Genomic DNA, 17065 nt, shown 5'->3' with positions numbered 1-17065 from the left:
CCTACTTTTTACTGCCTAGATTTCCGCTTTAGGTGTAGGCTTGGTGCAGCGCCTAAAACTTTGAGTGAAAAACCTGTTTTACACAATATATCACTTCCCGCCTAAATATCAAAATTACCCACTATACTTTTCAAGAAAACAAAACTTTTTGTGGGCATTAAAGTGTATGCCTGTGTGGCCTTTGGGCTATCGTCACTTTAAGGATTCGAGACAATCTGAAAACTACCATGCGGTCCTTGGACATTCTGCAAGAAAATTTGATCGTAGTTTTATTTTATTGTGTAATTCACATTGTGTCCTCTTTCTTGTTTTCAGCGACTTTTCTACCTTTTAGTACATCAATTTTATCCAAAATTATTAAACAGCTGGTATCTGAAAGGATACTATCAGAATTGTGCTGCATCTTTTGGAATATCCCAAGGTGGATAGTTGATTAAAGAAACATCATAATCAGCCAAAATCTCCGAAAATGCCACTTTTGACAACCCAGCCAATTCTGCGGCCTGACCGAGTGACAGCCTTCCGGATTCATACATTTTTGCCGCGAGGAATCTTTTTGTCTCCCTCTCATCCAGGTCAAGATGATCAGGTAAAGTTAAATGCTTCATAGTTTAAATTTATCAAAATTCAGGATATCGACTTCATTTTAAAACATTATTTTGCTGGAGCTTAATAATAGATAAAAATCGCTTATCATCAACCCTTTTGATCTTAATCGGGCTTTCTCTTTTGAGTTATCGAATAGTATTTTACTTATTGAGTAAATATTTTGTCGTTTGTTAGTTTGTTCAAATAATTGGTCAATCTCTAGTTTTGATAAACATTTGAAAAGTGGCTTTTTGCCTATCACTGTATCTTTATCTAAAAACAATGTGTCAATTTTGTTGAAATATTGCACCTTCCATTGGGCACTAAAGTCTTGATTTTCTTCATTATTATTCCATTCAGAAATAACCCTTGAAGGAACTGTTAATCCGGTTGCCTTCTCAAACGAAACTGAGTCATACCAAAAGTAAGTTTTTGTTATTATGTTTTCCATAAAGATTGTGTCCTGATGAAAACCAAACAGGTCGAAGAGGATTTCATTTATTATTTGTTCATCAGTTTGAGCATTCAAATTATTGAATGTCATCAATAAAATCATTGTAACCATATTTTGCACATGGTCTTTCTAATTTTGCACACACGGGATTCGGCTTGGACACGGTGGGTTCTTCCGGAGCCTTACCCTTTCTTTTCTGAACGGATATTATTAAAAGTACAAAACAAAATCTTTACCGGGACCCCCAGATGGATCCAAGGTGTGTTATGGACATTAGTTTTTTTGTCTAAGTAAAAGTGTCGTGCAGATATATTCATTTTCTAGTTCTTCACATTCGTCAATCTGATTTTGTAAGTATTCATTGAAAATTTCTTCCTTGTCAGGATATAGAGAGATTAATCGTTTCACATTCTCTTGAATGACTTCCGTATTTTGTCTATTGGTTTGTTTTAATGTTTCTCTGTTCCAATCAATTCTGTCCGATATTCGATAGCCTGTTTGCTCTATAATATTTGTCATTTCTTTGTTGTTTACCATCTCTTCGGTCAATTGTTCTGCAAACATAAATTCAAGTAAAATGTAACCGTCTTCCTTGACACAGTTCTTCAGGTGTCTTAATGTGTTAACCAAATCTCCTAAAACGTCAGAGTCATATCCGTAAATCACAATGTCTTGTTTAGTGGTTGTTTTTAGTGTTTCTATTATATTTTCTGTTTTGAATTGTACCATTTCAGAAACTGCAAATTTCTTTGCATAAATGTTAGCTTCTTCAATGAAGTCTACAATTATGTCAACGCCAATAGCTTTTATGTCAAACCGTTGAGCGAGTTTTACCAAAACAGCACCTTTACCGCAACCAAGGTCAATAATACTCTTGTTTTTTCCCAAGTCGTTTCTGGCAATAAGTTCAATAATATATTCAGGAACACTGCCAAGTTCCCAAAGTCCTTTTAGCAATTCAGGAATATATCTTTCAAGTTCATCACTTGTTAGGTCAAGGGAATTTTGAAACTCTTTCCGTTTTATATTTTCCATTTTCTTGTTTCGATCGTTGTTTTATACCATTGTGCATAACGGGATTCAGCTTGGAGACTGCTGGCCTTCGGAGCCTTTCGCTTCCTACTTTCTCCAAACTTCTTAAAGATAGTAAACTTTCATTTTACTCTGAACCGCCCTATGTATCCAAGGTGAGGTGTGTGCCCACCATGGGCATCTGGTATCGAAGATACCAAATATTCCATAGGGTGAAAACCTGTGCCGAAGCATTTCGGTAGCCTGTGCCGATCGCCATCGGTAGCCTGTGCCTACGAATTACGGCATCCTTTGCAGGCAAGTTGGTGAAGACTGCTAGTAAGTCGCCCTGTATTTCCACAGGGCTCGTTTGCCGTGAGGCATACAATGAAGCCCTGATGGCTCAGGATATACTAGAAGCGAGACTGCAAATCCCGGTTCCAACGAATAGGGACCGAGCACGTGAGTGCAAGGAGCCGGGCAGCGGGAAGCATGGCTATCAGGACATTGTGGACATCGACCTCAAAGGGTTCTTTGACGAAGTCGACCACTGCACCCTGCTCCAACTCATCTACCAAAGGGTAAAATGCACGACCACTCCCGCATTGGCGGGACAGGCACTGCGGCTCATCCTTGGCTGCGGCAGGCGAAAATGGCTGCGTGCACCCATCCAGATCAACGGAAAACTGCACAGGCGTAGAAATGGAGCATAGCGGAATTCATGAACACCGATAAAATCAAACACAAGTGAATAAAAGGCGTTCCTCAGGGCTCCCCGCTCAGCCCCTTATTGAGTAACATCCTGCTGGATGTGCTGGACAAGAAACTGGAAAGGAGAAACCTGAAGTACGTCCGGTATGCCGATGATTTCAGCATCTACACCAAATCAAAGAAGGAGGCCAGAAAGGTGGGTAACGAGATTTACCTCTTTTTGAGGGACAAACTCAGGTTGCCCATCACCAGGGACGCCCGAGCACGGGAGTGCGAAGGGGGCGCACGCAGTGCTGCGGCATCCGAAGACCCTCTAACTTCGAACTGCTGGGACATGCATTTGTCCCGACATATCAGAAGGAGTCTAAAGGAGGACTGAGCGTTAAGAAAATGTCCCTATGGACATTTTTAGCGAAGGGCCAGGCCGCGGGTGGCATTGGTGGTGAAGAAGAGCAGTTGGGAATCTCTCAAGCACAAGCTCAAACAGATTACCAAGAAAACCAGACCGTATAGTTTCGAGGAACGGCTTGGCAAACTCAGGGAGGTCTGGATGGGATGGGTGAACAACTACCGCCCCTGACTGAGTCAGGACAGATTGGTAAGTATTCAGGCCAAACTCAAACAGATCGACGAGTGGCTGAGGAACCGACTTCGCTACTGTATCTGGTCCCGATGGCGATCGGGAGAAGAAGCCTGAGCGGAAACGTAAACCTGCCTGCCACTTTTAGGCAGGAACCTGATCAGATTAGGGGTAGACCAAGACCATGCCTATGCTTAGGACTGAGCGTCAAGAAATCTTTTTGTAAAAGATTTTAGCGAAGGGCCGGAAAGCGGGGGAGATACTGCCTGCCCCTGCCAGCCCCGAACTAGATTCGGGGAACTTGCTTCGGGGAGACCCGTACACTCTGTGGTGTGAGAGGCGCACCTCGTCAACTTAACGGTTGGCGAGGCCGTCTACTCGATTATGAGCTGGCCCGGCACAATTCACCGTAGCTCTAATTTGTCAGGATCTTGTCTTGGATCCCAAACTGTTAGTATATTAATTATTTCTCCGTCTACCTCGTAGAAAATTAAATAATCTCGGACTAATTTCTGACGAACATTTTCAATGTCTGTTGATCGACCCATTTCTGGAAAATTGGCAATCAGCTCTGTGGCGTCCTCAAACAAATCAATTAATTTTTCACTAAAGGATTCTGATTTGTTTCGGTTAGTCCAATACTCTAGAATTTCATCGAATTTCCTTTCGGCTAGAGGAGACCATTTTACTTTTTTTGCCATTTACGCACTTTTTTGAAAACTTCTTCTGAATCAATTCCTTCTCCGTTTTCAATTTGTTTTCTGGCTTCAGCTATTTCAGCTTTTTGTTTTTCATTTGTCACATAAACCGTATCGTCAAAGTCAACCTCAAGAAGCCTATAAATTTCATCAATGATATCCTTGTCATCAATTGATTTGATTTTTTCGATTAGCCTATTTTTATGTTCGTCAGTTACCATATTCTAAGATACTTTAATTTTTTGAAAATAGTTCGAGAATCTTCACTTGTACGGGGCTTGCTCATAACGGTCAGGGCTTGTGGGCGGCGGGTTATTTCGAAGCTGTTATCTTGTTGCCTTCTGATCAATATTAAAGTACTGAACTTTTATTTTTCCGGGAACCGCCCGCTGACCCCAAGCTAAGGTTATGCTGCGTGATCTTCAATCTGTTTTATTTTATCGAGTTCAGTTTGTTTTGAAATATTCTCTTCTTCTAGATCGAAATCGTCCTGGAGCCCTAGCCAGAACTTAGCTGACGTCCCGAAAAATTTTGAGAGCCTCAAAGCAGTGTCAGCCGTTATCCGACGTTTTCCTTTTAGGATTTCGCTTACTCTTGTCTGGGGGATAAATGTTTCTTTGGATAGCCGGTAAGCAGTTATTTCAAGCGGGGTTAAAAATTCTTCCTTTAGTATTTCTCCTGGATGTATGTTTTTTAATTTTTCCATTTCTTACACTTTATTAATGATAGTCTACAATTTGTGCTTTAAAAGCTGTGTCATTTTCCCATATGAAGATGATTCTCCATTGTTTATTGATCCTTATGCTATAATAGCCTTCCAATTTTCCACTTAACTTTTCTAGGTGATTTGCTGGTGGTATACGTAAATCATTAATGATTTGGGCGTTGTTAATCATCCTTAATTTCCTTCTTGCAACATTTTGTATTTCTCCGGGTAGCTTTCTGGATTGCATGCCATTCCAGATTTTTTCGGTTTCCTTGTCTCCAAAAGATTTTATCACTAGTTATTCTGTTTCACGTTACTAACGCCAAAGATAAGTAAAAGTTTCCGATTTGAAAAATTTAAAATGCAGCATAAAGGTCCGCAGCTAAGAAACGTGGGGCATTTCGGTGCAATTACCTGACCACCGTAGCAAAAGTTAATTCAGGGAACAAACCTTCTGTTACTGCTGACCGCCCCATATTTTCTTAGGTGCTGTGTGTGCCCAGCATGGGCATCTGGTATCGAAGATACCAAATTATTCCAGAGGGTGAAAACCTGTGCCGAAGCATTTCGGTAGCCTGTGCCGACGAATGACGGCATCCCTTGTGTGCGGGGGTAACACTGACTGTGTCAGGGCAGGCTGCCCCGAAGCACTAGCAAGTCGCATAGCCTGCCCTGTATTTCACAGGGGTGGTTTGTCGTGATACATGCACTGAAGCCCTGAAGTCTCAGGATATACTAGAAGCGAGACTGCAAACCCAGGTTCCAACGAATAGGGTCCGAGCACGTGAGTGCAAGGAGCCGGGATGCAGAAGAGTGTTAACAGATTAATTTATGATAGAAAAAGTACTCAACCGTAAGAACCTTTACAAAGCCTACCGACAGGTAGTTCGGAACAAGGGTTTGGCAGGGGTGGACGGCATGAAGGTAACCGAACTGTTTTCCTATCTGGAAAACAACAGGGACAGGATTGCCACCTCCATCCTGAACCACACGTATGTACCAAAACCTATCAAGGGGGGGGACGAAGCGGGAGCTTCGGGCCAGGCTGTGGGGAGCTCCCCAAGAGCAACGGAAAAACCAGATTGCTGGGAGTTCCCACCGCAGTGGAAAGGTGGCTGCAACAGGCGGTAAGCCAAGTGTTGATGAACAAATACGAACTCACGTTCGAGGAACACAGCTACGGCTTGGAAAAGGACATCCACCACACAAGCCCTGAAAAATAGGGCCGAGCGTCAAGAAAATGTCCCTTAGGACATTTTTAGCGAAGGAACCGGGCAGAGGGAAGCATGGCTATCAGGACATTGTGGACATCGACCTCAAGGGGTTCTTCGACGAGGTCGACCATTGCACCCTGCTCCAACTCATCTACCAGCGGGTAAAATGCCCGACCACCCTGCGGCTTATCCCTGGCTGCGTGCACCCATCCAGATCAACGGAAAACTGCACAGGCGTAGAAATGGAGCGTAGCGGAATTCATGAACACCGATAAAATCAAACACAAGTGAATAAAAGGCGTTCCTCAGGGCTCCCCGCTCAGCCCCTTATTGAGTAACATCCTGCTGGATGTGCTGGACAAGAAACTGGAAAGGAGAAACCTGAAGTACGTCCGGTATGCCGATGATTTCAGCATCTACACCAAATCAAAGAAGGAGGCCAGAAAGGTGGGTAACGAGATTTACCTCTTTTTGAGGGACAAACTCAGGTTGCCCATCACCAGGGACGCCCGAGCACGGGAGTGCGAAGGGGGCGCACGCAGTGCTGCGGCATCCGAAGACCCTCTAACTTCGAACTGCTGGGACATGCATTTGTCCCGACATATCAGAAGGAGTCTAAAGGAGGACTGAGCGTTAAGAAAATGTCCCTATGGACATTTTTAGCGAAGGGCCAGGCCGCGGGTGGCATTGGTGGTGAAGAAGAGCAGTTGGGAATCTCTCAAGCACAAGCTCAAACAGATTACCAAGAAAACCAGACCGTATAGTTTCGAGGAACGGCTTGGCAAACTCAGGGAGGTCTGGATGGGATGGGTGAACAACTACCGCCCCTGACTGAGTCAGGACAGATTGGTAAGTATTCAGGCCAAACTCAAACAGATCGACGAGTGGCTGAGGAACCGACTTCGCTACTGTATCTGGTCCCGATGGCGATCGGGAGAAGAAGCCTGAGCGGAAACGTAAACCTGCCTGCCACTTTTAGGCAGGAACCTGATCAGATTAGGGGTAGACCAAGACCATGCCTATGCTTAGGACTGAGCGTCAAGAAATCTTTTTGTAAAAGATTTTAGCGAAGGGCCGGAAAGCGGGGGAGATACTGCCTGCCCCTGCCAGCCCCGAACTAGATTCGGGGAACTTGCTTCGGGGAGACCCGTACCCTCGGTGGTGTGAAAGCCCGACCTGAGCCGTTTGGCTCAGGTCGGGCTACTCATTGTGGCATCGTTTTTTATTTTCACGTAGAAATTGGATTTATTCTTATTTGTCCACCTACAGCTTTTAAAACTTTCATTATTGTTTCAAATTGAGGCTTTGCACCATTTGATAATGCTTTATACAAACTAGGTCTGCTCATTCCAGTTTCTTCCGCTATTTTTGTCATTCCAATAGCTTTTGCAATGTGTCCTATTGCCGCAATCACATCATCATTATCTCCTTCCTCCAAAACAGAATTCAGATATTCTGCAATCATTTCTTTGCTATCTAAATAATCTGCTATATCAAATCTTGATGTTTCCATTTTTTACTTTTTTAATTTGTTCCAAATTTCTTTTGCTTTTTCGATGTCCTTTTGTTGAGTTGATTTTTCTCCACCCACGAGAAGGATAATAATTTTTCCATCCCTTTCCTTGAAGTAGATTCTGTATCCTTTTGCATAGTTTATTCTCAATTCATTAATTCCGTCCCCAACAGGTTTGCAATCTCCAAAATGTTCATCATTTTCAAGTTTTTGGATCCTGAACAAAATTTTCGCTTTTGCCCTCAAGTCCTTTAATTTTCTCAACCATTTGTCAAATTCAATCGTCTTCTCAATAAAGTACATCTATTTTTATGTATTCATTCGGATACAATATTACGTGGATTTTTTAGATTTTAAAAGTAGTTTTGTACTTACATGTCGTTTTTTCAAAATGTGTCACAACGTGATTCAGCTTGGAGATGGTGGGCATTCGGAGCCGTATTCTTCAAGCTTACTCCTAACTTCTTAAAGATGCTAAACTTTCTATTTACTCTGAACCGCCCGCTGTATCCAAGGTGAGGTTGTGGTGTCGTGATTTTTATTCTTGAGAAATGAATTCCGTCCATGAGACTATTTGTGTATTTTCTATCTTCTCCAAAACTAATAAATCAGAATCTCCTGTTACTAAAAAATCTGCTTTACCATCAATCGATAGACTCAATAAGAAATTATCTTTTGGATCTCTACATTCATTGAATTTTGATTCTACCTTTATTAATTGCCCAAAAGTTTCAATTTGGGTCAAAAGTGTTTTGATATCTGATTTTTTAAAAAATCTTTTGAATTTGGGTCTTTCCGAAACATCTAAAAATTCTTCAAGCAATTCTTGGGAAAAAATCAGGGTTACTGCTCCAGATTCAAGAAGTTCATCCAATTCCTTTTGTCTCTTTGAGATCAAAAAACTTATCCACAGGTTAGTGTCTAGAATTACCCTTCTATTTTTCATACCGGGCTTTGCGAACTGCTTCAACCTCTTTTGTAATTTCTTCTAAACTTGGGGCTTCATCTGACTTACTCCTGAATTTTTTTAATACCTCAGAAAAAGTATTCTCAGAATTTTCTTTTCTAATCCTTATCAAATCCAAATTTGCTAAGTCTTTTAAAAGGGCTTTAGCTTTGGGATTCAGTATATCAATTCTAATAGTTTCCATTTTTTTAAATCTTTTTTAAAGATACGAATTTTTTAAATCGGAGGTCATTTTATCATGCACCATAACGGGATTCAGCTTGGAGACGGCGGGCTCTCGAAACCTTTTGATTTAAGTTACATGGTTCCTCCCGCTGGATCCAAGGTGATGTGTGTGCCCAGCATGGGCATCTGGTATCGAAGATACCAAATTATTCCAGAGGGTGAAATGCCTGTGCCGACGAATGACGGCATCCCTTGTGTGCGGGGGTAACCCTGACTGTGTCAGGGCAGGCTGTCCCGAAGCACTAGCAAGTCGCATAGCCTGCCCTGTTTTTCACAGGGGTGGTTTGCCGTGAGGCATGCAGTGAAGCCCTGAAGACTCAGGATATACTAGAAGCGAGACTGCAAACCCCGGTTCCAACGAATAGGGGCCGAGCACGTGAGTGCAAGGAGCCGGGAAGTGCGGTGGGCATACGGAGGCCTGGCAGGTCGGATGAGAGGACTGAGCGTTAAGAAAATATCCGGTGGATATTTTTAGCCAAGGGCCGGGTGGCGCGTGGCAGCATACTGACGTCCAAAGGGTGGGAAACCATCAAGTACCTGTTCGGTAGATCCAGTGGATATTGGGGGAAGGAATATGCCCTTACCTGGGGAGATCTTGGAATAGATTCGGATTCTATGAGCCAAGAAGTCAGCCGAGGTCATAGTAGCTGGAGAAACGAGCAGGGAATGCTAAAACCATACCCCTGATGGTCTCACGGAACAGCGAAAGCCTGTCCCGGACTTGATACGGGAGACTGAACGCTGGATTACGTCCAAATTCGATGGGGAGTACCATATCGGTGCAGCCCCATCTTAAGCAGGACCGAGCGTCAAGAAAATATCCGGTGGATATTTTTAGTGAGGGGCCAGAATGCAGGGGAGGGTTAACAGATTTATTATGATAGAAAAAGTACTCAACCGTAAGAACCTCTACAAAGCCTACCGACAGGTAGTGCGGAACAAAGGTTCGGCAGGGGTGGACGGCATGAAGGTCACCGAACTGTTTTCCTATCTGGAAAGCAACAGGGACAGGATTGCCACCTCCATCCTGAACCACACGTATGTACCAAAACCTATCAAGGGGGGGACGAAGCGGGAGCTTCGGGCCAGGCTGTGGGGAGCTCCCCAAGAGCAACGGGAAAACAAGGTTACTTGGGGTTCCGAAGTTGCTTTCATACTACTTTATTACAGTTAGTTGTCGGTATGTTTTTGCCATAGCAAATATAAGGATGGATTTCATATTCCGGTTTGATTGATGGGGGTTTAAATAGAATAAATGCCTGTCCCGGGAAGTTTGGTGACTTATTGCCAAAAGCCCATAATTATAGCCCTATGGCGGCAACATCCTTGAACTTGCTTTGTGGGAGTTTTCGATCATCTGACGCAGTTCAGCTGCTTTGGTTGTCGGTATTTCAACCAGGATATGGTTTTTAAGTTTTCTGGATTGGACATATTTTCTATTTACCCAGTAATAGACCATGTGTTTTGATACGCTGAATATTTTCATTGTTTCGGCGACCGTGAACTCATATTCATCCCTGATCAGCGGCCTGTCTATCTTGTGTTTGAATCTGATCCACTCGACCATATCCTTGGTAAAAGGTTTGCCTGTAGCGCTTAATTTACCTTCACTGTTGAGTATGTCAACTGTTTTACAGTCATCTCCGTGAAGTAGGGTGAGTGTGCGGACCCGGTCTACCATTGCTTCGGGATAGCGGATGTTGTCAAATACATTTTGGGGAAGCGGTACGGTGAACTGCTGTAGCTGGCCTGTCTGCCAGCGCAGGTTGAATGCCAATGTTTTGGCGACGGCATCCCTTGTTACGGTAATGTCGCTGACCAGGAGCCTTACTATACGCTTTTTATCCTTTACGTTGGAAGTTTTTGTCCAGAGATCGGGAATACGGGAGGCTAGATCCGTGATCTCTTTTTTTCTGGAAGCGGGGAACTCTTTCTCCTGTTTGGCCATGTACTCCCTGTGTTCCTTTTCGGCATCAGCAAGTTTTTCCAGTTCCATGTTCCAACTCTTTTCCAATGAAGCGGCAACAAGCCTGTTGGCGGGATCTACCTGTTCAAACCTTCTTTGCGCAAGATCAGCCCGGTATTGACAACGCTGGATGTTCATCTCACCCTGTCTGTTCAGCGTGGTATTGCGCTTTTCAATCTGGTTTAAAGCATTGAGGGCAATGGATAGGTTGGCAGGTGTAAGCACATCGACAACCATCTTCCCCACAACCGGGTCGGCAAGGGAAGCTTTAAAGCTGAAGCAGGGACTATGGGTAACTCCCTGCCGCTTTCTCCAGTTGCATTCGTAGGTGGGCGTACACTTGCCGTTCATGGTGTAACGGACAGTCATTCTCCGGCCACAAACGCCACAGTAAACCAAGCCTTGCAACAAAGTCATTCCTTCCCGCGGGGGGCCGCCAAGGATGTTATCGGGGTTTTTTGTTTTGTTCATCCGGGCCTGTGCCCTGTTGTTTTCAAAGTCCTGAAAGGTAATGTAGCCGCAATGGTGGTCTTTGATCATCACCGGCCATTCTTCCATGGGGACCAGACGCTGTTTGGTAACGATCTCCCCGTGCCCGTTGACGGACTTGAAGCTTTTGTGCCTGCCCCATGCGTATACCCCCGCATAAAACGGATTGCCAAGAACGGAGATTATCCTTTCATAGGTTACTTTCCCCCAGACCAGTTTTCCTTTCCATCTGCCACCGTAAGCTCTTTTTGGGAACGCGATGTTGTTCCTGCCAAAATGCTGAATTACGGCATAGGCACTTTGCTTTTCGCGGTACAGATCGAATATCATCTGAATAACATGGCACACCTGTGCATCGGGATCGAAAGTGATATTGCCGTCCGGGTCGTGCACATAGCCTACGGGTAAGGGGAAGCGGAGTTCACCTTTCTTTGCCTTGTTGATCTTCGCCCCGTAAAGGCGGGCCCTTATTAGATGAAGTTCCGCCTGTGACATGGTACCCTTCAGCCCTAGCAGGAGCTGGTCGTTGAATTCCGAGGGGTCGTAGCAGCCGTCCTGATCGATGATCAGGGTTTTGGTAAGGGAGCAAAGTTCCAATAAGCGGTTCCAGTCGGCGGAACTTCTGGACAACCGGGAAGCCTCCAGTACAAATATCGCCCCCACTTTGTCCATGGATACTTCCGCTACTATTGTTTTGAAGTCTTCCCGTCCCGCGGTATTGCTGCCCGAACGGCCAAGGTCCCCGTCCAGGGTCCGGACCATGGATGGGTTCCATCCATAGTCGGTGGCTTTCTGCCGCAGCGCATACTGGCGCTCGGTGCTCTCCCTGTTGTGCATCACCTGGTGCATGGTCGATTGGCGCAGGTAGACAAAGGCTGTTTTCTGCAGGTGGTGTGGTCGGATCTTGCTGTTCATGGTCATTGGTGTTTAAGTCATATTGAAATTGGATATCTGTATCCAGGCAACAATCCTGTAACAGGTTTGCGAATAGTATTCCCAGTTCTTCTATTTTATCCGATATGTCAATGACGGGCAGATCCATCTTTTCCCCTTTATAGTTCCTCCCTCCGTTTTAGTATCTCCCGGTTGATCATGCAGATCTGCTCGAGGATTTCCTTGAGCCGTTGGTAGTTGGAGACGTATTCCTTTACCTGTGCCACATAATCAAGCGGGATATAGTCATTCTCCGGTTTTCGCTTGGGAAAATTGACCGTCATGGAATGTTTTGGTCCATGGCCGTTTCCCGTGGCACATTTACATCCAGGCTTTCCGCATTTTTTATAACTCTCTATGAGAGAACCCCGGAGAATCTTTCCGTCAAACGCCGCAAGCTGTGCGGTCAGATCCGCCCTGGTTTTCTTGAGCTCATCAGTTGATATTGTCATTATATATCGGTATACTTATTTAAGTAGTCCGAAAATAACAATTAAATATCGGAAAACGAATTATTGATCAGTTTTTTTTACCATATCGCAAAGTGCAAGGAGAGCCTGGAGTGAGATATATTCGTCCGGACCACTTAATAAAGGAGGCTCTGATGGGAAATAGTCTGTCCAGTCTGCCTGTATGCTGAAACTGCCACTGTCAGTTCCCTGAAGTGATAAGGTCAGTTTTCCGGAGCAATTCCTGATTTTCAGGACCTGGAATTCCTGGTTGTACTGCGGATGGAAAGGATGGATTATCCTTACAGATCCCAACTCCTGTCTGTGAAGGAGTGCAGTTAAGAAGGGGGTTGCCCACAGCAGTGGAAAGGTGGCTCCAACAGGCGGTAAGCCAAGTGCTGATGACCAAATACGAACTCACGTTCGAGGAACACAGCTACGGCTTCCGCCCCGAAAAGAACATCCACAAGGCCGTAACACAAGCCCTGAAAAACATCAATGATGGCTATCAGGACATAGTGGATATTGACCTCAAAGGATTCTTTGACGAAGTTGACCACTCGGTCCTACTTCAACTGATCTACCAACGGGTAAAATGCCCGACCACCCTGCGGCTTATCCGAAAATGGCTGCGTGCACCCATCCAGATCAACGGAAAACTGCACAGGCGTAGAAAAGGGGTTCCTCAGGGCTCCCCGCTCAGCCCCCTGTTGAGCAATATCCTTTTGGATGTGCTGGATAAGGAACTGGACAGGCGAAACCTGAATTACGTCCGTTATGCTGACGATTTCAGCATCTACACCAAGTCAAAGAGGGAAGCCAAGAAAGTGGGCAACGAGATTTACCTCTTTCTGGGAGATAAGCTAAGGTTGCCCATCAACAGGGACGCCCGAGCACGGGAGTGCGAAGGGGGCGCACGCAGTGCTGCGGCATCCGAAGACCCTCCGACTTTGAACTGCTGGGACATGCATTTGTCCCAACATACAAGAAGGGGGTCAAAGGAGGACTGAGCGTTAAGAAAATGTCCCTATGGACATTTTTAGCGAAGGGCCAGGCCGCGGGTGGCATTGGTGGTGAATAAGAGCAGTTGGGAATCACTCAAGCGCAAGCTCAAACAGATTACCAAGAAAACCAGACCGTATAGTTTCGAGGAACGGCTTGGCAAACTCAGGGAGGTCTGGATGGGATGGGTGAACAACTACCGGTTGGCAAGTATTCATGCCAAACTCAAACAGATCGACGAGTGGCTCAGAAACCGACTTCGCTACTGTATCTGGTCCCGATGGCGATCGGGAGAAAAAGCCAGAGCGAAAACGTAAAAACCTGATCAGACTGGGCGTGGACCAAGACCATGCGTATGCGTGGAGTCGTACCAGAAAAGGTGGATGGGCAGTAGCCCAGAGTCCAATTCTGATTACTACAATCACTTTGTCCCGCTTAAGAAGAAAGGGTTACGAATCTATGCTTTCTTATTACCTCAAATCCTGCCCGACTCTGTCATTCAGGCGGGCGCAACCTACAATCCAGTGAACCGCCGAGTACTGCCTGCCCCGAACTTGCTTCGGGGAGACCCGTACGCTCGGTGGTGTGAGGGGTGCTCCGCAGGCTTATGGCCTGCGGCCATCCACTCGATTACCAGCGGGTTTTATTTTATTTCTACCTTTTGACTTGTTTTTGTGACCAATTCATTTGTAAAAATCAAATCTTCTACTCCGACTGATATTTTCATTTCTAAATCAGTACCGTAATCTTTCACAAAGTTGAACTTGGTATTATAAATGGCTTTTCCAGTTCCTTTTCCGTCTGCTGTAATTTCTGCTGATTCTTGATCCATATTTAGTTTAATTTCCTGATATAGGTTAAAATAAGCAAAATCATTATTTATTTCTTCTAAAGTATAAGTAGTCGAAATTATTACATTAACGCTTGCTAAATCTGCCACAGGAATTGTCATAGGTATAACCTGATTGAATGAGTCGCCAATTTTCATTGGCTCTTCTGGAAAAGGAATACTTTGCGTGACTGTTTCTAGAGAGGATTTAATTATGTTTTTTGTAGCATCATTTACTTTATCACTTATTATATTCAAAACTTCAACTTGACCACCTGGTTTGTATTTTCCTTCCACAACCAACCCTGTCATTGGGTTTTCTTTTTCTTCTTTTTTTCCATTTTGTATAGTTGTTGTATTTATGGACTTATAAAGCATTGTATATAAAAAGCTTTCATCATCTTGTTTCTCCCCGTTTTTCATTTCGGTTTGAATTTGAGTTTGAGTAATGCTTTTAATAGGGAAAACAAACCCATTTTCCTTCATTTTCAATATTCTTTCTTCGGGACCTGATACATTCAGGATGTTTTTTGAATCAGTCGAGCTTGATGTAAAATACTCTTTTTCAGGTAAAAACCTTGACTTAAAAATGACTTCCTGACCTTGAGTGCAGGATGTAATTGCCACTAATAGCAAAAGGGAAATAATTTTCTTCATATGTGGTTTTTTAACTCGCTGGTAACGGGATTCAGCTTGGAGTCGGCGGGCATTCGAGGCCGCTCTCTTCCAACCTACTCCTAACTTTTAAAGATACTGATTTTTCTATTTACACTGAACCGCCCGCTGGATCCAAGGTGATGTTATGGCACGTTATTCCTTTCATTCTCTATCTTTTATTACGTTTAAATTCGTTGAAAAATCGGAATATCGGTCGTCTTCTAATAGTTGTATCCGAACTTCTTTTAACTGTTCAATCAATGGGTCAGGTATATTAAATCTAGCTCCCAAACTTCTTCTTCTTTCTGTTTCTGTGAAGTTTTGATATTCTTCCCCATTTATTTCTGGCGTATTCACTAAGTCAATCATTTCTCTTAATATCTCGAAAAGTTCTTTTGTCTCGTTTGAGCTACTGTCAAAATAGTCAAGTTGCTTCAGAATGTCGTAAGGAAGTGCATATCGCCAATTTTCTATTGAGTTCCTTCTGTAATAATACCAACCACCTTCTTTGTAGTTTCTGATTATTATCTTTTGAAGAATTATCGTGTCTAATGTAACTGGGTTGTCAACAGAAAATGCTTTTTTAATACTTTCAATCTGTCTGACAGAACTTTCTGTAATCTGTTTTTTCAAAATTTCAACAGTCTGTTCATTATAGTCAATTCCATATTTTTCTTTGGCAATCTTTATTTCTTGGTCGATATAGTTGTATTCGCTTTCAAACCTTTGATGGTATGCTCGATTGAGTTTTTCTTGATTTACTGACGTTGTTAATTGAAGTGTAAATGCAGTCATTATACAAAATAGAAGAGATAAGAAAATCCATTTTCCTGATTGATAAACAAGTCGAACCGTAAACCAACTTTGCAGAAATACCACAATTGGTATTAGGACGAAAAGTATCCAAAATTCTTCATACAGGTTTAAATGGTTGTCGTAACCTGGATGCCCAAATAAAATGATTGGAAGAACTGAGCCAAAACGAGATATTATCATCAAAATGACCCAAAAAATTAAAAGTGCATTGGTATTTGAAAGCTGTTTGTAAATTCCGTTTTTTCTCCGATTGTGTCTCCTGTTCTGCATCCAAATCCATATTGTGATTGAAAGTCCCAAAACAGTTGAAAGGAATGAGAAGAAATAATTAAAAAATAGAAGTTCATTGTCTTTTAAAATCAGTAAGTCCGCAGACATACTTGTTAAAAGTCTAAGCGATTCTCTTGATTGATTGAAAAAGAATGAAATTGAAATTACTGAAATCAGTCCCGCAACAATTCCAATCCAAAATCTTTGTCGACCGATATTCTGAATGGATATTTTTTCTTTTCTAAATCGAATGTTTGTCATTTAGCTCAGTCTTTCTATAATGTGCCATAACGTTGTTCAGCTTGGAGACGGCGGGCATTCGGAGCCGTACTCTTCAAGCTTACTCCGAACTTCTTAAAGATACTAATTTTCAAAGTTACTCCGTACCGCCCGCTGTATCCAAGGTGATGTTATATCTCGTTGATTTATCAATAACTTCTGTTTTCAAACCAATTGCTCAGGGCTGTTTTGTATTTTTTTATTGTCTGATCATCAAATTCGTTTGATTCTTGTTGGAGAAATTTATCAACCTTTTTTTGAATTACTTCATGGTTGAAATCATTAATTATTTCTATTTGGTTTTCAGATTTAATCAGGAGATACACATCTGCATGGCTTGAAATTCTACCAAATCTATAAATTCCGTTTTGATTAAGGTTATCTGGATTAAAAATATCAATTACATAAACGTTTTGAAATATATTTAACATTCGTTCATCAACTTCAGATTTTGTTAACTCCCCATTTTTTATCAAATAATTCAATACTTCAGTTGAGAATTTCTTGTCTATCCTAAAAGCATCTACCAATTGGTAGTTCAAGGTGTCTTGAGCTTTAAGATGGGAAATCGATAAGATTAATACTATTATCAGGAAAATATTTTTCATGGCTGAAGCTCTTGTCTATCTTTTTCGGTAATACTGTTAAAATCGTGAATCAAGTCATGCTACTTTATAAGGGTAATCGAGAATCTTTTTATAAATGAGA

26 protein-coding genes are annotated in these 17065 nt (G+C 43.0%); 8 read left to right on the top strand and 18 right to left on the bottom strand.

What is annotated here, in order from left to right; translation table 11 throughout:
- Window positions 1-386 precede the first annotated feature (386 nt).
- From DB520_RS22740 to DB520_RS26835, 4 genes are all read right to left on the bottom strand, one after another.
- Window positions 387-608 (bottom strand): UPF0175 family protein, encoded by a 222-nt coding sequence (locus tag DB520_RS22740; protein WP_114752086.1) that lies wholly within the window; start codon window positions 606-608, stop codon window positions 387-389.
- Between the two features lie 38 nt (window positions 609-646).
- The gene (locus DB520_RS22735; RefSeq protein WP_114752085.1) at window positions 647-1153 is read right to left on the bottom strand and encodes a hypothetical protein; all 507 of its coding nucleotides are present in this window, start codon (window positions 1151-1153) and stop codon (window positions 647-649) included.
- Window positions 1154-1315: 162 nt separating this feature from the next.
- The gene (locus DB520_RS22730; protein WP_114752084.1) at window positions 1316-2077 is read right to left on the bottom strand and encodes a class I SAM-dependent methyltransferase; all 762 of its coding nucleotides are present in this window, start codon (window positions 2075-2077) and stop codon (window positions 1316-1318) included.
- Window positions 2078-2216: 139 nt separating this feature from the next.
- Window positions 2217-2414 (bottom strand): hypothetical protein, encoded by a 198-nt coding sequence (locus DB520_RS26835; RefSeq protein ID WP_157972211.1) that lies wholly within the window; start codon window positions 2412-2414, stop codon window positions 2217-2219.
- A gap of 429 nt (window positions 2415-2843) precedes the next feature.
- Here DB520_RS26835 and DB520_RS27380 point away from each other — a divergent pair, with 429 nt between their 5' ends.
- Both DB520_RS27380 and DB520_RS27510 read left to right on the top strand, forming a co-directional pair.
- A complete protein-coding gene (locus DB520_RS27380) occupies window positions 2844-3143 on the top strand; it encodes a hypothetical protein (protein WP_232835116.1) in 300 nt (99 codons plus the stop codon).
- Window positions 3144-3154: 11 nt separating this feature from the next.
- Window positions 3155-3277 (top strand): hypothetical protein, encoded by a 123-nt coding sequence (locus DB520_RS27510; RefSeq protein ID WP_262511331.1) that lies wholly within the window; start codon window positions 3155-3157, stop codon window positions 3275-3277.
- A gap of 471 nt (window positions 3278-3748) precedes the next feature.
- Here DB520_RS27510 and DB520_RS22720 read toward each other — a convergent pair whose 3' ends face one another.
- The 4 genes from DB520_RS22720 to DB520_RS22705 all read right to left on the bottom strand — a co-directional run bounded on the left by DB520_RS22720 (window position 3749) and on the right by DB520_RS22705 (window position 5043).
- The gene (locus DB520_RS22720; protein ID WP_114752083.1) at window positions 3749-4045 is read right to left on the bottom strand and encodes a type II toxin-antitoxin system RelE/ParE family toxin; all 297 of its coding nucleotides are present in this window, start codon (window positions 4043-4045) and stop codon (window positions 3749-3751) included.
- Window positions 4030-4263 carry a hypothetical protein gene (locus DB520_RS22715; protein WP_114752082.1) on the bottom strand — a complete coding sequence of 78 codons (234 nt, stop codon included), beginning with the start codon at window positions 4261-4263 and terminating at the stop codon, window positions 4030-4032. Before DB520_RS22715 ends, DB520_RS22720 begins: the two co-directional genes overlap by 16 nt.
- 185 nt (window positions 4264-4448) lie before the next feature.
- Window positions 4449-4748 carry a HigA family addiction module antitoxin gene (locus DB520_RS22710; protein WP_114752081.1) on the bottom strand — a complete coding sequence of 100 codons (300 nt, stop codon included), beginning with the start codon at window positions 4746-4748 and terminating at the stop codon, window positions 4449-4451.
- Between the two features lie 13 nt (window positions 4749-4761).
- Window positions 4762-5043: a type II toxin-antitoxin system RelE/ParE family toxin gene (locus DB520_RS22705; RefSeq protein ID WP_114752080.1), complete on the bottom strand. Its 282-nt coding sequence runs from the start codon at window positions 5041-5043 to the stop codon at window positions 4762-4764.
- A gap of 536 nt (window positions 5044-5579) precedes the next feature.
- On the opposite strand from DB520_RS22705, the gene DB520_RS27370 reads away from it, so the two are divergent.
- The 3 genes from DB520_RS27370 to DB520_RS27505 all read left to right on the top strand — a co-directional run bounded on the left by DB520_RS27370 (window position 5580) and on the right by DB520_RS27505 (window position 6726).
- Window positions 5580-5879, top strand: a complete 300-nt coding sequence (locus DB520_RS27370; protein WP_232835117.1) for a hypothetical protein — start codon at window positions 5580-5582, stop codon at window positions 5877-5879.
- A 413-nt stretch (window positions 5880-6292) separates the two neighbouring features.
- Window positions 6293-6592 carry a hypothetical protein gene (locus tag DB520_RS27365; protein ID WP_232835116.1) on the top strand — a complete coding sequence of 100 codons (300 nt, stop codon included), beginning with the start codon at window positions 6293-6295 and terminating at the stop codon, window positions 6590-6592.
- Between the two features lie 11 nt (window positions 6593-6603).
- Window positions 6604-6726: a hypothetical protein gene (locus DB520_RS27505; RefSeq protein ID WP_262511331.1), complete on the top strand. Its 123-nt coding sequence runs from the start codon at window positions 6604-6606 to the stop codon at window positions 6724-6726.
- A 464-nt stretch (window positions 6727-7190) separates the two neighbouring features.
- Here the strand turns inward: DB520_RS27505 and DB520_RS22695 are convergent, their stop codons facing one another.
- The 4 genes from DB520_RS22695 to DB520_RS22680 form a co-directional block, all read right to left on the bottom strand.
- On the bottom strand, window positions 7191-7475 hold the full coding sequence (locus DB520_RS22695; protein ID WP_114752079.1) for an addiction module antidote protein: 285 nt from the start codon (window positions 7473-7475) through the stop codon (window positions 7191-7193).
- Window positions 7476-7478: 3 nt separating this feature from the next.
- Complete coding sequence (locus DB520_RS22690) at window positions 7479-7778, bottom strand: type II toxin-antitoxin system RelE/ParE family toxin (RefSeq protein ID WP_114752078.1); 300 nt, start codon at window positions 7776-7778, stop codon at window positions 7479-7481.
- 235 nt (window positions 7779-8013) lie between these two features.
- On the bottom strand, window positions 8014-8421 hold the full coding sequence (locus DB520_RS22685; RefSeq protein ID WP_114752077.1) for a putative toxin-antitoxin system toxin component, PIN family: 408 nt from the start codon (window positions 8419-8421) through the stop codon (window positions 8014-8016).
- The gene (locus DB520_RS22680; RefSeq protein WP_114752076.1) at window positions 8411-8626 is read right to left on the bottom strand and encodes a hypothetical protein; all 216 of its coding nucleotides are present in this window, start codon (window positions 8624-8626) and stop codon (window positions 8411-8413) included. The genes DB520_RS22685 and DB520_RS22680 overlap by 11 nt, the downstream gene beginning before the upstream one ends.
- A 918-nt stretch (window positions 8627-9544) precedes the next feature.
- Between DB520_RS22680 and DB520_RS22665 the strand changes: the two genes are divergently transcribed.
- The gene (locus tag DB520_RS22665) at window positions 9545-9841 is read left to right on the top strand and encodes a hypothetical protein (RefSeq protein ID WP_232835115.1); all 297 of its coding nucleotides are present in this window, start codon (window positions 9545-9547) and stop codon (window positions 9839-9841) included.
- Between the two features lie 135 nt (window positions 9842-9976).
- Here the strand turns inward: DB520_RS22665 and DB520_RS22660 are convergent, their stop codons facing one another.
- The 3 genes from DB520_RS22660 to DB520_RS27725 form a co-directional block, all read right to left on the bottom strand.
- Entirely contained in the window at window positions 9977-12037 is a 2061-nt protein-coding gene (locus DB520_RS22660) for a recombinase family protein (protein WP_198675428.1), read from the bottom strand.
- Between the two features lie 137 nt (window positions 12038-12174).
- On the bottom strand, window positions 12175-12507 hold the full coding sequence (locus DB520_RS22655) for a DUF6788 family protein (RefSeq protein WP_114752072.1): 333 nt from the start codon (window positions 12505-12507) through the stop codon (window positions 12175-12177).
- Window positions 12508-12567: 60 nt separating this feature from the next.
- The gene (locus DB520_RS27725) at window positions 12568-12819 is read right to left on the bottom strand and encodes a DUF5372 family protein (RefSeq protein WP_157972210.1); all 252 of its coding nucleotides are present in this window, start codon (window positions 12817-12819) and stop codon (window positions 12568-12570) included.
- Between the two features lie 17 nt (window positions 12820-12836).
- Here DB520_RS27725 and DB520_RS27355 point away from each other — a divergent pair, with 17 nt between their 5' ends.
- Both DB520_RS27355 and DB520_RS27350 read left to right on the top strand, forming a co-directional pair.
- Entirely contained in the window at window positions 12837-13514 is a 678-nt protein-coding gene (locus tag DB520_RS27355; RefSeq protein WP_232835114.1) for a reverse transcriptase domain-containing protein, read from the top strand.
- A gap of 63 nt (window positions 13515-13577) precedes the next feature.
- A complete protein-coding gene (locus DB520_RS27350) occupies window positions 13578-13823 on the top strand; it encodes a group II intron maturase-specific domain-containing protein (RefSeq protein WP_232835113.1) in 246 nt (81 codons plus the stop codon).
- 326 nt (window positions 13824-14149) lie between these two features.
- Here DB520_RS27350 and DB520_RS22645 read toward each other — a convergent pair whose 3' ends face one another.
- The 3 genes from DB520_RS22645 to DB520_RS22635 form a co-directional block, all read right to left on the bottom strand.
- A complete protein-coding gene (locus tag DB520_RS22645; protein ID WP_114752071.1) occupies window positions 14150-14992 on the bottom strand; it encodes a hypothetical protein in 843 nt (280 codons plus the stop codon).
- Window positions 14993-15154: 162 nt separating this feature from the next.
- Window positions 15155-16339, bottom strand: coding sequence for an MFS transporter (locus DB520_RS22640; RefSeq protein ID WP_114752070.1), 1185 nt, complete (start codon window positions 16337-16339; stop codon window positions 15155-15157).
- Window positions 16340-16506: 167 nt separating this feature from the next.
- Complete coding sequence (locus tag DB520_RS22635; protein ID WP_114752069.1) at window positions 16507-16965, bottom strand: hypothetical protein; 459 nt, start codon at window positions 16963-16965, stop codon at window positions 16507-16509.
- Between the last annotated feature and the right edge of the window lie 100 nt (window positions 16966-17065).

Source organism: Pleomorphovibrio marinus (assembly GCF_003347495.1).
GTDB classification, from domain to species: domain Bacteria; phylum Bacteroidota; class Bacteroidia; order Cytophagales; family Cyclobacteriaceae; genus Pleomorphovibrio; species Pleomorphovibrio marinus.
Note: the sequence above shows the minus strand (reverse complement) of the source record. Positions and strands in the feature narration are given on the sequence as shown.

What these genes read in the sequence shown, in the direction of transcription:
- DB520_RS22740 (WP_114752086.1), bottom strand. Translation starts at nt 608, where the DNA reads ATGAAGCATTTAACTTTACCTGATCATCTTGACCTGGATGAGAGGGAG.
- DB520_RS22735 (WP_114752085.1), bottom strand. Translation starts at nt 1,153, where the DNA reads ATGGTTACAATGATTTTATTGATGACATTCAATAATTTGAATGCTCAA.
- DB520_RS22730 (WP_114752084.1), bottom strand. Translation starts at nt 2,077, where the DNA reads ATGGAAAATATAAAACGGAAAGAGTTTCAAAATTCCCTTGACCTAACA.
- DB520_RS27510 (WP_262511331.1), top strand. Translation starts at nt 3,155, where the DNA reads ATGTCCCTATGGACATTTTTAGCGAAGGGCCAGGCCGCGGGTGGCATT.
- DB520_RS22720 (WP_114752083.1), bottom strand. Translation starts at nt 4,045, where the DNA reads ATGGCAAAAAAAGTAAAATGGTCTCCTCTAGCCGAAAGGAAATTCGAT.
- DB520_RS22715 (WP_114752082.1), bottom strand. Translation starts at nt 4,263, where the DNA reads ATGGTAACTGACGAACATAAAAATAGGCTAATCGAAAAAATCAAATCA.
- DB520_RS22710 (WP_114752081.1), bottom strand. Translation starts at nt 4,748, where the DNA reads ATGGAAAAATTAAAAAACATACATCCAGGAGAAATACTAAAGGAAGAA.
- DB520_RS27370 (WP_232835117.1), top strand. Translation starts at nt 5,580, where the DNA reads ATGATAGAAAAAGTACTCAACCGTAAGAACCTTTACAAAGCCTACCGA.
- DB520_RS27505 (WP_262511331.1), top strand. Translation starts at nt 6,604, where the DNA reads ATGTCCCTATGGACATTTTTAGCGAAGGGCCAGGCCGCGGGTGGCATT.
- DB520_RS22695 (WP_114752079.1), bottom strand. Translation starts at nt 7,475, where the DNA reads ATGGAAACATCAAGATTTGATATAGCAGATTATTTAGATAGCAAAGAA.
- DB520_RS22690 (WP_114752078.1), bottom strand. Translation starts at nt 7,778, where the DNA reads ATGTACTTTATTGAGAAGACGATTGAATTTGACAAATGGTTGAGAAAA.
- DB520_RS22685 (WP_114752077.1), bottom strand. Translation starts at nt 8,421, where the DNA reads ATGAAAAATAGAAGGGTAATTCTAGACACTAACCTGTGGATAAGTTTT.
- DB520_RS22680 (WP_114752076.1), bottom strand. Translation starts at nt 8,626, where the DNA reads ATGGAAACTATTAGAATTGATATACTGAATCCCAAAGCTAAAGCCCTT.
- DB520_RS22665 (WP_232835115.1), top strand. Translation starts at nt 9,545, where the DNA reads ATGATAGAAAAAGTACTCAACCGTAAGAACCTCTACAAAGCCTACCGA.
- DB520_RS22660 (WP_198675428.1), bottom strand. Translation starts at nt 12,037, where the DNA reads ATGAACAGCAAGATCCGACCACACCACCTGCAGAAAACAGCCTTTGTC.
- DB520_RS22655 (WP_114752072.1), bottom strand. Translation starts at nt 12,507, where the DNA reads ATGACAATATCAACTGATGAGCTCAAGAAAACCAGGGCGGATCTGACC.
- DB520_RS22645 (WP_114752071.1), bottom strand. Translation starts at nt 14,992, where the DNA reads ATGAAGAAAATTATTTCCCTTTTGCTATTAGTGGCAATTACATCCTGC.
- DB520_RS22640 (WP_114752070.1), bottom strand. Translation starts at nt 16,339, where the DNA reads ATGACAAACATTCGATTTAGAAAAGAAAAAATATCCATTCAGAATATC.
- DB520_RS22635 (WP_114752069.1), bottom strand. Translation starts at nt 16,965, where the DNA reads ATGAAAAATATTTTCCTGATAATAGTATTAATCTTATCGATTTCCCAT.